Consider the following 12,178-nt stretch of genomic DNA (forward strand, 5'->3'; position numbering starts at 1 on the left):
GGTGGATGTTCGGTACTTCCGGCACAGGAAGCGCCATGCCAGTCGGCTACACGACGAAAAACATCAGCAGAAAAAGAAACGACCGGTGATCGTCATCGCATGCGCCCCCAAGCCTGATCCTGACCGATGATGCGCGGTGTCCATCCGGACGGGAAAGCTTTTCCCTGTAACCAGCGATGCTATAAACCGTGCAACATATGTTCACACCCCCTTCGCGGAATCACGCTGTTCCATCGCGCCCTCCGGTCAGTCATGCCCCTGCCAACGCCCGTTCCGCCCGAAACGAGGTCGAGCCGGCGGCACCAGTCCCGACGAACACTACGGAAAGCTTGCATCGCACTCGCTGATCAAAAGCTTATACACCGAATGTGGGCATCGACAAACGCTCACTCCGTGAAACACACGAACGAGCTACTAACACCGCGACGAAGATTTCGAGGACCACCGCCAGGACAGCACTCACGAAAATAGTTCACGATATTGTCGAGCGCCTCCCATCTCTCGCGAGCGGGCCAAGCGTCCACCTCACGGGTCGGCCGGACTCCGAATCAGCACCGCCGACCACGTGTGGAACGGGTCTTTCCCGGTAACCCGAGTCGGGAGGTCATCGGTGTGCCCGGGCCATACCTGACCGAGGGATGCGGGGTTGAACCCACAGCCACGTCGTCCCGGGGATAGCAGAGGTGTTCCCGTTCGAACCAGCAGCGGGGACACCCTTCCTTCACAGCGGGCCCGCTACGACGAGTCACAGCACTGCCCAGCACCTCCTTCCACAACACACCTCGAGGGAGCTCCGCGACCGAACCGGGTGAGCCGGGTCACGGCCACCCTTGTGACATGTGCTCCATTGGAGCGGTTACTGCTATGGTGGGAGGAGGTTGAGCAGTCAGCCGGACCACACTCGAGCTTGGATCAGATCCGAGCACAGTGTCGTTGGATCCAGGCTCGCAGGACTGCTTTCACGACCGGACACGGCCTCAAGCCTCTTTTCGATCGGTTCCACATCGGGTTCCCACGCCTGGGTCGACGACACACGTCGATGCAGATGGAGGAGAAACCATGACACCGAAACCGTTCGAACAACACCCCGTCCCCTCCGGCGCGGACCGACGAACACCTCCGACCCCCGAACCTGCCTGGCAGGAGTCGATCGAGGAGTCCGAAAGGCTGCGGCTGCGAATCGCACGACCGGGACCGAACACCATTCTGCTCACCGCCGTCGGTGAGGTGGATTCCACCACCGTGACACGGTTCCGGGACGTGCTCCTTCCTCGACTGTCGGCCACGGCCCGACTCCTGGTGATCGATCTCGGCGCAGTGGAGTTCCTGAACGTTTCCGGCCTGGAGCTGTTGCGCTACGCTCACTCGCAGGCCTCCAACCGGGGTATGCTGTTGCGACTGGTCGTGAACACGCACGCGGTTCGGCGAGCGGTGTGGCAAGCGGGGCTGGACACCGTGGTGGAGAGGCATCCGACGGTGACATCGGCGTTGGAAACCCTCCCGACCGCACGCGTGCCCGAAGGAGTCGGTTCCACCGGTGCCGCCGATTCCGCCGGAATCCTGTCGAACGGCGAGCGGTAGCGGGAACCGCGACCGTGTGACCGGCCGGTTCCGCTGCCACGGAACCCCGTGTCCGCGTGGAACGTCGTGTGCCGAGAGCACGCGGTTCGCCCGGGGAGCCATCATGGCCGCGCAAGTAGGATCGCCTTCGGTTGGCTCACGGTAAGGAAGGCCCGAATGCAGCAGTATCCGACGCAGGACACGGAGTGGCAGGCCCAGCTGGAGGAGATCACCGGGGCTCTGGAGACCGTGACCGACTCCCTGGAACGCGAGGAGAAACTCGAGGAGCTGCTGAATCGGGTGTGCCAGCAGGTGTTGCGAGCCATACCGGATGTGGACATGGCCGGAGTCACACTACACCGGGAGGATGGGCCGGAAACCTTCGTCTGCACCGACGAAACGGTGATCGAGGTCGACGCCGAGCAGTACCGGGCGGGCAACGGGCCTTCGCTGCACTCCGCCGAAACCGGAAAAATCGTCCGGGTCGAGCTCACGGAGGCGAAGCAGCGCTGGCCGGAGTTCACCAGCGCGGCCACCGACGCGGGGCTCGGCAGCTATCTGTCCGCGCCGCTGTTCATAGACCACGAGTACCAGGGGGCGATGAACCTCTACTCGCGACGGGACCACGGATACCGCGAGTTGGACGCGACCGTGCTGGACCTCTACACCACCGCGATCGAGGGCTATCTGCGCACCTGGCAGCGTTACCTCGCGACTCGAAGGCTCACCGAGCAGTTACGTACCGCCCTGGAGTCGCGTCCGATGATCGAACAGGCCAAGGGCATTCTCATGGTGCTGCACAACTACAGCGCCGAGAAGGCCTTCGCCACCCTGGTCGACTATTCCCAGCGCAGCAACACCAAACTGCGTGAAGTCGCCGAGCGTATGATCAGTGAGGCGGTCGGTCCCGCGAGCACCGACACGACGAGGTGAACCGCACGCTCGCGCCTTCACGGGCGCTTCGGGTGTGAGGGCCGCTCGTCCGTGAGGTGTCGAAGGGTACCGGCAGGCAAGTGACGGGTTGACGACGATCGAAAGCGACGACGATGAGGGTGCTGCTCGCCGGATGTGGTGATCTGGGTACGGAGGCCGGCCTGCGTTTCGCGGCCGCCGGACACCACGTGCTCGGTCTGCGACGCACTCCGGACCTGCTTCCCGAGAACATCGAAGGGCAGGCCGTGGACCTCACCCGAGAGCGTCCGGCCGTGCCCGGCGACACCGACATCGTCGTCATCGTGCTCACCGCCGATCGGCGCACGGCCGCGGGCTACCGTTCGACGTATCTCGACGGTCTGACCAACGTTCTCGACGCGATCGACGAGAGGGGAATCCGGCCACGGATCCTGTTCGTGTCGTCGACGGCGGTCTACGGCGACATCGACGGCGTGATCGACGAGAACACCCCGACCGCCCCGGCCTCGGCGACGGCCGAGATGCTCGTGGCCGCCGAGGAGAGGCTGCACAGTAGGTTTCCCGAGGCGATAGCCCTGCGGCTGGCGGGTATCTACGGTCCCGGCCGTACCTCACTGATCGACCGGGTACGAGACGGCACCGCCACTGTCGATCCCGGCCCGAAGTACACCAATCGCATCCACCGCGACGACGCGGCCTCGGCCATCGTGCATCTCACGACAGCGGTGGAGAGCCCGGCACCGGTCTACATGGGCGTGGATCACGAGCCGGTCGACCGGGCCCGAATACTGCGCTTCCTCGCCGAGGAGCTCGGCACGGCCCCTCCCGCCGTACGTGACTCAGCGGAGCCTGGCGGAACGGGCAAGCGCTGCCGCAACGATCGACTCCTCGAATCTGGTTTCCGGTTCACCTATCCCGACTACCGCGCGGGTTACCGGGCCGTGCTGGCCGAGCGGGGCGCACGACACCGTTGAAGCGGGCTCACAGCTCGCGCTCGTAGTACAGCAGCCGCGTCTCCGGACGGCCTTCGCGTTCGAGATTGGTGAAACCGTACTTCTCGTACAGGTTGCGTGCCGCCGTGTCGTTCTGTGCCGTACCCAGCTCCATCGTGGCCGCACCACGTTGCCGGGCGAGGCTGATCGCGCCCTCCAGGACGGCGGCTCCATAACCCCACCCGCGGTGCTCGGGCACCACGTAGAACTCTTCGAGCAGACACACCGGCTTCGCGGTGAACAGGTGATCGCGGAACCGCAGCTGGGCCGCACCCACGTGAGGTGGCTCGGCGAGCACGAAAACGCTGATCTCCGACGCGACGTGAGCGCGGATCCGCTCGGCGAGTGGCCCCGCGCCCGGGGTGAACTCGTCGAACTCGAGCTGGAAGCGGTGGAGCAGTCCGGCTATCTCATCGGCCTCGGCACTCCCACCGAGTCGGCAACCCGTCTCCGAAGGGATCACTCGGCCAGGATACGCCCCGACGAACCGATTCGGGGACATGCGAACAGGACGGCTCAGACCAGTCCGCTGACGATGCCTCGTGCGTTGTCGAGCCCCGAGTCGAGTGCCTCACCCGCGTCGTCCGCCAACCGCCGGACATCGTCACTGCCGTTCTCGAAGGCGTAGTCCACGGAGCCCGAGGTGATCGCACCGGCGGCTACACCGACGATGGCGCCGACCGCGAACCCGACCGGACCGCCCACCGCGGTCCCGGCCAACGCTCCCGACACGGCCGAGCTGACGACCACCGAGGAAGCCAGCCCGAGCCCGTTGGAGGACACCGCCTGGGCTGCCGATTCGCCGTTGGACATGTCGTAGGCAACCGCTCCGACTGTCAGCGCACCGCTGAATGCCAGCCCCGCTCTACCGATCGTCTTGCCGTAGGCTGCCACGTCGTCGGAAGTGGTTCCGGCCCTCGCCGCGAACTCATCGGACCGGCCGAGCAGGCGTTCGAACTCGCCGCGGTTGCCGGTACGCCAAGCGCGTTCCGCCCAGCTGCCGCGCAGCGCCGCCTCGTCACCGAGCATCCCGGCCTGTGCGGACTTGATGGACCGGTCGTAGTTCGCGACGCTCTCACCGGCCGCGAACACGGAGCTGCCGATGGCTGGCCAGTTCTTCCGGAGAAATCGCCCTGCCGTGTTGTTGATGTCGGCACCGGTGGCGCTCCACTCCGCGTGCGCGACCTCGGCCTCGACACGCAGTTTCTCGTAAACCCGCTGCCGTGCCACGAAATTCTGCCTCGCGGTCACGGCCTCGGCGTGTGCCCGCAGCGCGTCCGGTGTCGCAGCGCTCCCCCCGGGTGCGGGTCCGGGGTCGGGTGGCATGGGACCGGGCTCCTCCACCGTGTGCTCGGTGACCGGGAGTCCCGCCGTCCGGGCTTCGGTACGGATGCGGCGCATCTCCCGCTGGGTCCACCGCAGACTGGCGGCGACCTGGTCGAACCTGGCGGCTATCCCGTCGGCGTCACCGGCGAGTTCGTCCGCGAGGTGACCCCCTCGGGTCAACGTGTCGCGGAACGCCTCCCCCGCCGTGCCCTGCCAGCCGGAGTCCGCCCGGTTGCGGGCGGTGAACACCCGGTCGGCGGTGTCGGTGACGGCCCTGGCCAACGTGTCGCGTATCCACTCGGCCGCGGCGAACACGGCGGAAGGGTCACCGCTCACTGTGGTCCGGATAGGCATGTCCTACCGCCCTCGTAATCCGAGGAGTACTTCGCGTGCCTGGCGATCGGCCTCGGTGTAGGCGGCCGCACTGTCGGCCACCGCGTCACCGGCTGCCGAGGCGGTGTCCGAGAGCCGATCCGTTTCCTCTACGAGCTGGTTGAGCAATGCGGCCACGGCGGTGCGCGCCTCACCCGCATCCGGTTCGGCGGGTGCCGTGGCGCGTGTGCGGTGCAGCTCGTCGCCCGCCTGCCGCAGTGCTCCGGTGATCTCGCCCAGAATCATCGGGTCGATTCGGAAACCGGAACTCATCGGTTCACCTCCTGGACGCGTTGTTGCTCAGGGATGTCCATGTCGAGCACCACGAGATCGAAGTGGGCGATCCGCCCGAGTTTTCCCAACTGCGTGGCGGGCATGACCAACCAGGGCTGTCGCCTTCCACAACAGGAGTGCAGCCGGTCGAGTGCCGAGTAGACCGGCAGTACCAGCCTGCCGTCGTCGAGTTCGCGCAGCTGCACCACGGCGTCCTCCGCCCGAGCCACGTGGGTCTCGCACGGCAGGTACACCATGGGCGGAAAGTCCTCGGGGAGTCGCGTCTCTCCCGATCCGCCGGTAGTCCAGGCCACCGAACCACTCCTCGTACCGACACGTACGGATACCGCCGCAACCGAGCACCGTGCACCACGCACCGATTCGCTCGGCACTCGTGGGACGCCCGCCCCGGCGGCAGGGTTGTGCGACCACCGTGCCCGATCCGAACGGTCTGCGGTGCCACGGTAGGGGAGCCATCATGGGGTTGTGAACATCGATCCGGCCAGGTACGAGGCGGCACTGCTGGACATGGACGGTGTGGTCACCGACACCGCCCGGGTGCACTTCGCGGCGTGGCAACGGCTCTTCGACGAGTACCTGGCGACCCGAACGACCTCGTCGGACTCGCACGATCGTTTCACCGAGCAGGACTACCGGCGTCACGTGGACGGCAAACGCCGGACGGACGGCGTGCTGGCACTACTGCGCTCCCGGGGGATCAAGATACCACTGGGCTACGCCGACGACGGTCCTGATCGGAACACCGCTCACGGCTTGGGCAACCGCAAGGACGCCTACTTCCGCGAACTCGTCGAGGCGAACGGTGTTCGGGTTCACGAGGACGCTCGTGGACTTCTCGAGTCCCTGCGGCAGCGGAGGACGCGCACGGCCCTCGTCTCGGCCAGCCGCAACTGCGAGTGGGCGCTGCGGCACACGGACCTCGGCGAGCTGTTCGACGTCGTTCTCGACGGACTGCGGGCCGATGAACTCGGGTTGGCAGGCAAACCCGACCCGGCGATCTTCCTGGAGGCAGCTCGGCTGCTGGAAGCCGAACCGTCGGAGTGCGTACTGCTGGAGGACGCGGAGCCCGGGGTACGCGCAGGCAGAGCCGGTGGGTTCGGGTGGGTGATCGGAGTGGACCGTACCGGTCATGCCGAGGCGCTGCTTTCCGCCGGGGCTGACGAGGTGGTCACGACTCTGTTCGATGTAGCGGCACAGGGAGCCACCGAGCCACGAGACGTCAGGACGCTACCCGCTGCCGTGTCGCGCCGGGACCGGATCGTCGGACGGCTCGGCACCGCACCGCTACTCGTGGCGCTGGACTTCGACGGCACGCTGGCACCGATCGCCGGCACCCCGTCCGAAGCCAAGCTGCCTCACCGCGGTCGAGAGGTGCTGCGAAGGCTCGCCGGGTGCTCGACATTAGCCGTGATCAGCGGTCGCGATCTGTGCGACGTGCGGGAGAAGGTAGGGCTGTCCGAGCTCTGGTACGGCGGGAACCACGGTTTCGAACTGGCCGCACCTGGCGGTGAAGTGTTCGTACACGGGGCCGGCGAAGCCGGTGTCGACGATCTCGACACCATCGAGGCCCGGCTGCGAACCCAACTCGTCACGCCGGGGGTTTTCCTGGAGCGGAAGCGGTTCGCGCTGGCGGTGCACTATCGCGATGTCGCGGACGAGGAGGTGGAGGACGTGACGAGGCCGGTGTACGACGCGGCAGCCGACCGGGAGACGGTGAAACCGACCACAGGGCGCCGTGTGATCGAAATCGTGCCCAATGTGGCCTGGGACAAGGGCGCCGCGCTGCACCGGCTGCTGGAGCGGGTGAGAGCCGCGGCGAACGACTCGGGCTTCGTCGTGTTCTACGCGGGCGACGACCGGACGGACGAGGACGCGCTGCGCGTGGTCCACGACAGCGGTGTCGGGATATTCGTGCGCAGTTCGGAACATGCCGATCATCTCAGCTGGGCGCACTATGTGGTCGACGGTCAGGACGAACTCACCGACGTGCTGGGGCACATCTCCTCGAATCGTGCGGGTGGGATCCGTTGAGTTCGAAACGGCGTATCCGACGCCGGCCGGCTACCCTCACCGGGTAATCCCGTCGCCGCGTGGTAACCGATCGCCACGCGGGTTCGGGTGCGTTGCTCCGCCGCTGTGCCCACGAGGGACACGGTCATGAACGATCCGCTGAGTCCACACCGACTCGTCTTCACCGACTTCGATCCGGCCGACGAGAAGCGGCGGGAAGCGCTTTGCACACTGGGGAACGGCTACTTCGCCACCAGGGGGAGCGCGCCCGAGGCCGACGACGACGGCGTGCACTACCCGGGAACCTACGTGGCGGGCTGCTACAACCGGATCACCTCGACGGTGTCCGGGCGGGAACTGGAACACGAGTCGCTGGTCAACATGCCGAACTGGCTGGCGCTTACCTTCCGCATCGACGGCGGCCCCTGGCTCGGGCCGACGGTGGTGGAGCCGCTGGAACACGAACAGGAAATCGATCTGGAACGGGGGATCCTGGTACGCAGGGCGCGCCTGCGGGACGGCTCGGGGAGAACCACCAGGATGGTGCAGCGCCGGTTCGTACACATGAGCCGACCTCATCTGGCGGGACTGGAGACCACGCTCGTGCCGGAGGACTGGTCAGGAACCATCACGTTCCGCTGCGGCCTGGACGGGCGGGTCGGCAACCACGGTGTGGAACGCTACGGGGAACTGAACGGGCGGCATCTGGTCGACACCCACGGCAGCGAGGTCGGAGAGAACCTCGTGGTGCTGCACGCACGCACCTCGGGATCGGACATCCGGGTGGCCGAGGCGGCCAGATCCCGCTTGTTCCGCGATGAGGTACCGCTGGCGGGCGGAGGCCGAACGGTTCACGACGAGCAGGCGGTCTTCCAAGAGTTCACCGTCGATTCGAACCGGCTCGACGAGGTACGGCTCGAGAAGATCGTGGCGCTCCACACCTCGCGGGACTCGGCGATCGTGGAGCCGGTATCCGAGGCGGTGGAGGCCGCCCGCGAGGCCGAGGGATTCGACGAACTGCTGAGCTCCCACGTCGCGGCCTGGGCCCGGCTGGGCGATACCTTCCACTGCGGGCTGTCCACGAGCGCGGCCACTCGGCAGGCGGTGAGGCTGCACGTGTTCCACCTGCTGCAGACCGTCTCGCCGAACACGGCGGACCTGGACGTGGGTGTCCCGGCCCGCGGGCTGCACGGTGAGGCGTACCGGGGCCACGTCTTCTGGGACGAGTTGTTCGTGCTGCCGACCCTGACGCTGCGCATGCCGCGGGTGGCACGAGCGCTGCTGCGCTATCGCTGCCGCAGGCTGCCGCGGGCACGGCGCGCGGCGAGGCGAGCGGGACTGTCCGGCGCCATGTTCCCCTGGCAGAGCGGCAGCAACGGGCGCGAGGAGAGCCAGTCGTGGCACCTGAACCCGCGTTCGGGACGATGGCTGGCCGATCACACGCATTTGCAACGTCACATCGGCATCGCGATCGCCCACAACGTGTGGCACTACTACCAGTCCACCGCCGACGAGGAGTTCCTCGCCGAGCAGGGCGCGGAAACGATACTGGAGACCACCCGGTTCCTCGCGTCGCTGGCCACTTACGAACACGGACGCGACCGCTACACCATCAACGGGATCGTGGGGCCGGACGAGTACCACACCGGCTACCCGGACCGGGATTCTCCGGGTATCGACAACAACGCCTACACCAACGTCATGGCGGCGTGGCTGTGCCGCACCGCGCTGCGAACCCTGGACGAGCTCGACGACAGGCGCCGAGCCGAACTCACCGACCAGCTCGATCTCGACCACAGCGAGACCGACCGGTGGAAGCACCTCTCGCGGCGGATGTACGTCCCCTTCCACGACGACGGGATCATCAGCCAGTTCGAGGGCTACGAACGGCTGGCGGAACTGGACTGGGAAGACTACCGACACCGCTACGGCGACATCAGCCGACTCGACCGGATCCTGGAAGCCGAGAACGACTCCCCCAATCACTACCGGGCGTCGAAACAGGCGGATGTACTGATGTTGTTCTACCTGCTCTCGGCCGAGGAACTGGAGAGACTGCTCACCACGCTGGGCTACGCGATGCCTCGGGACACGATCCCGCGCAACATCGACTACTACCTTCGACGTACCAGCCACGGGTCCACGCTCAGCGCCGTGGTCCACGCATGGGTGCTGGCCCGCGCCAACCGACGTCAGGCGCTGGAGTTCTTCGACAACGTGCTCGCAGGTGATCTGCACGACGTGCAACGGGGCACTACCGCCGAGGGGATCCACCTTGCCGCCATGGCGGGCAGCATCGATCTGTTGCAACGCTGCTTCGCGGGCATCGAAGTACAGGATCACACCCTCGTGCTGAATCCGCTCTGGCCCGAGGAGCTCGGCGCGCTGGAGCTGGCGATCCGATTCCGCGGCCACCCGGTCGACATCACCATCACCGGCCGGACAGCGGCGGTACGCACCGCGCCGGGCAGCGGGAAGTCGCCGATCCGGTGCGCCTGTGGCTCCCGCACGGTGATGCTGGATCCGGGCGAGACCACCGTGTTCTCGCTGGAGCACGCCGAAAAATGAAAATTATCCGTTTCCGTAATCCGACGCGGAAGACGATCCCGGAAACGGGAGCGTCCGGGAAACGTCCGGCCGCGCTTCGCCCGACCGAACCCGAGTTATCAGTAGTGCGGGAACAGATTCTCCACGCACTCCGCGATCGGTCGGCGCGGCGTGGGCGGCGCGGGGAACCGCTCGGTGATCGGCCATCCCAGCCGCAGCACGAACCTGGGAACTCCCGTACCGCCGAGCACCTGGTCGCGTACGAACTCTCGAGCGGAGAACACCTCGCCGAACTGACTCAGCACGCAGCTGGCCAGCCCCTCACGGGCCACGGACAGCGTCACTTCGCCCAACACCTCACCCGAAAGCAACTCACTTTCGAGGGTGTCTTCCAGCGTGTACAACAACGCCAGTTCCGCACCGTCGTCGAGCACCGGGATCGACAGCTCACCGGCGCCGAAATCCCGTTCGAAGGCACTCGGCGCGTGAGCCTCGGGGATGTCCCGAGCGGGCACCCCGTCCGAACTCACATGACGTGTCGACCACTTCGCGAGCTCGTGACGGTACTCCGGATCGTCCTCGCGTGCCCTGCCCGCTTGGCGAATCGCGTAGGACAGCTGCTGTCTGGCCGGCTCCGACAGCACGAAATCGAGCACGCAATCCTTGGCTGCCGCGGCCTCCCGCGACTCCCGCAACAACTCCGGGGGAACGGGCTCGGGCAGGAAAGGTCTGCGGTCCGTGCGACGTCGAGCGGCCAGCCCCGCCAGCACCACGGCCTCGGAGTCGATGTCGGCGAGTCTGCTGAACTCGATCGAAGCCAGGTGGTCGGGCTGGTCCGGATTGGGCAGGCGATGTACCAGTGCCTTCCACCCCTCGGCGGCGAAACCGATACGAGCCTGGTAAAGCGCCGCACCACAGCCGATCACCGATTGTTCCCCGGTTGGATCGAGCACGGGTGAGACACGGGAACGATCCAGATACAGGTGAACCGAACGGGGCCCGATCACCCAGCGCCAGGGCTGGATGTTGTGCAACGAAGGTGCTCGGCAGGCCACGACCAGCGCGGAACGCATCGTGGCTATCGCGGGCTCACTCTTACCGGTCATACGGCACCCCACCCACACTCTACGGCCCGTGTTGTCCGTCGAACAGCGCTGCGCCATACGTATAGGAAAGAGCCGAAAGGACTCGCGGGTCGGAGGCGACAGCGTCGGGCCCCGGACGCGGCTTCGGCACTGCGATCTGCACGACCGAGGGGCAATCTGGAACGGATGAAGCGTCGACAACCCTGATCCTCGGACAAGGTGCTTGCCATGGACACCTCGCGATACGACATCGTCGTCGGGGTGGACGGCTCGGATTCCGCCCTACGGGCAGCCGACTGGGCCACAGCGGAGGCTCGGCGGCGCACCGGGGCCTCCCTGACTCTCGTGCTGATCAACGACGATCCGGCTCGGGAGAGCTACGTCCGAGAGGCCGTCGCCGACATCGCCGGGAGGTGCGGCGAGGCGTGGCCCTCGCTGGAGGTGAGCCACGAGGTCGCCGAGGGACACCCGATCGAGGAGCTGGTACGACGTTCCTCGACAGCTGACCTCCTGGTGCTCGGTTCGCGTGGGTACGGCCCGGTGGCGGACGCGCTGCTCGGTTCGGTCAGCGTGGGGGTGGCGCGACGAACCAGGTGCCCGATCGTGATCGTCCGGGGTGACGAGAGCGAACACCGAGACGAGGTCGTGGTGGGGGTCGACGATTCGGCACGGAGCGAGGCCGCGTTGGAGTTCGGCTTCACCAGCGCGCGGAACCGGGCCTCGGAGCTGCTGGTGATGCGAGCGATGTCCCGGAGCTCGCGGACCCGGCAGCCGACGTCGCGGCGGGAGTCCCCCGCCGAACGAGTCGAACACGACCTCGCGAAACGGCTGGAGCGCTGGGGCGCGTGGTTTCCGGAGGTGACGGCGCGCCGCATCGACGTGGACAAGCATCCGGTGACCGCCCTGCTCGAACTCTCCAAAGGTGCGGGCCTGGTCGTGGTGGGCCGTCGCGGGGGCGGCGGCTTCAGCGGGCTCATGCTGGGCTCGGTGGCCCGTGGCGTGCTGCACCGGGCCTCCTGTCCCGTGGCGATGGTCCCCGAGGCGGGTGAGCAGAAATGATGCGACGGAACCGCTCCACCC

Annotated in this window: 11 protein-coding genes; 6 read left to right on the forward strand and 5 right to left on the reverse strand. The window is 66.9% G+C overall.

Annotated features, from left to right (window positions below; translation table 11 throughout):
• The first annotated feature begins 1,059 nt into the window (after positions 1–1,059).
• The 3 genes from J2S53_RS05955 (at position 1,060) to J2S53_RS05965 (ending at position 3,446) form a co-directional block, all read left to right on the forward strand.
• Positions 1,060–1,581, forward strand: a complete 522-nt coding sequence (locus J2S53_RS05955) for an STAS domain-containing protein (RefSeq protein WP_456240133.1) — start codon at positions 1,060–1,062, stop codon at positions 1,579–1,581.
• A 156-nt stretch (positions 1,582–1,737) separates the two neighbouring features.
• On the forward strand, positions 1,738–2,493 hold the full coding sequence (locus J2S53_RS05960) for an ANTAR domain-containing protein (protein ID WP_456240134.1): 756 nt from the start codon (positions 1,738–1,740) through the stop codon (positions 2,491–2,493).
• A gap of 113 nt (positions 2,494–2,606) precedes the next feature.
• On the forward strand, positions 2,607–3,446 hold the full coding sequence (locus J2S53_RS05965; protein WP_456240135.1) for an SDR family oxidoreductase: 840 nt from the start codon (positions 2,607–2,609) through the stop codon (positions 3,444–3,446).
• Positions 3,447–3,453: 7 nt separating this feature from the next.
• On the opposite strand, the gene J2S53_RS05970 is transcribed toward J2S53_RS05965, so the two are convergent.
• Genes J2S53_RS05970 through J2S53_RS05985 form a run of 4 tightly spaced genes read right to left on the reverse strand, consistent with a single transcriptional unit; the run spans position 3,454 to position 5,749 of the window.
• Entirely contained in the window at positions 3,454–3,927 is a 474-nt protein-coding gene (locus J2S53_RS05970) for a GNAT family N-acetyltransferase (protein WP_456240136.1), read from the reverse strand.
• Between the two features lie 53 nt (positions 3,928–3,980).
• On the reverse strand, positions 3,981–5,144 hold the full coding sequence (locus J2S53_RS05975) for a hypothetical protein (RefSeq protein WP_456240137.1): 1,164 nt from the start codon (positions 5,142–5,144) through the stop codon (positions 3,981–3,983).
• Between the two features lie 3 nt (positions 5,145–5,147).
• On the reverse strand, positions 5,148–5,435 hold the full coding sequence (locus J2S53_RS05980) for a hypothetical protein (protein ID WP_456240138.1): 288 nt from the start codon (positions 5,433–5,435) through the stop codon (positions 5,148–5,150).
• Positions 5,432–5,749 carry an SAV_915 family protein gene (locus J2S53_RS05985; protein WP_456240139.1) on the reverse strand — a complete coding sequence of 106 codons (318 nt, stop codon included), beginning with the start codon at positions 5,747–5,749 and terminating at the stop codon, positions 5,432–5,434. The genes J2S53_RS05980 and J2S53_RS05985 overlap by 4 nt, the downstream gene beginning before the upstream one ends.
• Before the next feature lie 172 nt (positions 5,750–5,921).
• Here J2S53_RS05985 and otsB point away from each other — a divergent pair, with 172 nt between their 5' ends.
• Positions 5,922–7,487 carry a trehalose-phosphatase gene (gene otsB, locus J2S53_RS05990; protein WP_456240140.1) on the forward strand — a complete coding sequence of 522 codons (1,566 nt, stop codon included), beginning with the start codon at positions 5,922–5,924 and terminating at the stop codon, positions 7,485–7,487.
• Positions 7,488–7,613: 126 nt separating this feature from the next.
• Positions 7,614–10,034: a glycoside hydrolase family 65 protein gene (locus J2S53_RS05995; protein WP_456240141.1), complete on the forward strand. Its 2,421-nt coding sequence runs from the start codon at positions 7,614–7,616 to the stop codon at positions 10,032–10,034.
• Positions 10,035–10,132: 98 nt separating this feature from the next.
• Here the strand turns inward: J2S53_RS05995 and J2S53_RS06000 are convergent, their stop codons facing one another.
• On the reverse strand, positions 10,133–11,119 hold the full coding sequence (locus J2S53_RS06000; RefSeq protein ID WP_456240142.1) for an Acg family FMN-binding oxidoreductase: 987 nt from the start codon (positions 11,117–11,119) through the stop codon (positions 10,133–10,135).
• A gap of 207 nt (positions 11,120–11,326) precedes the next feature.
• On the opposite strand from J2S53_RS06000, the gene J2S53_RS06005 reads away from it, so the two are divergent.
• The gene (locus J2S53_RS06005) at positions 11,327–12,157 is read left to right on the forward strand and encodes a universal stress protein (RefSeq protein WP_456240143.1); all 831 of its coding nucleotides are present in this window, start codon (positions 11,327–11,329) and stop codon (positions 12,155–12,157) included.
• Positions 12,158–12,178: the final 21 nt, after the last annotated feature.

Source organism: Actinopolyspora lacussalsi (genome assembly GCA_030803735.1).
In the GTDB taxonomy this organism is placed as follows: Bacteria; Actinomycetota; Actinomycetes; order Mycobacteriales; family Pseudonocardiaceae; genus Actinopolyspora; species Actinopolyspora lacussalsi.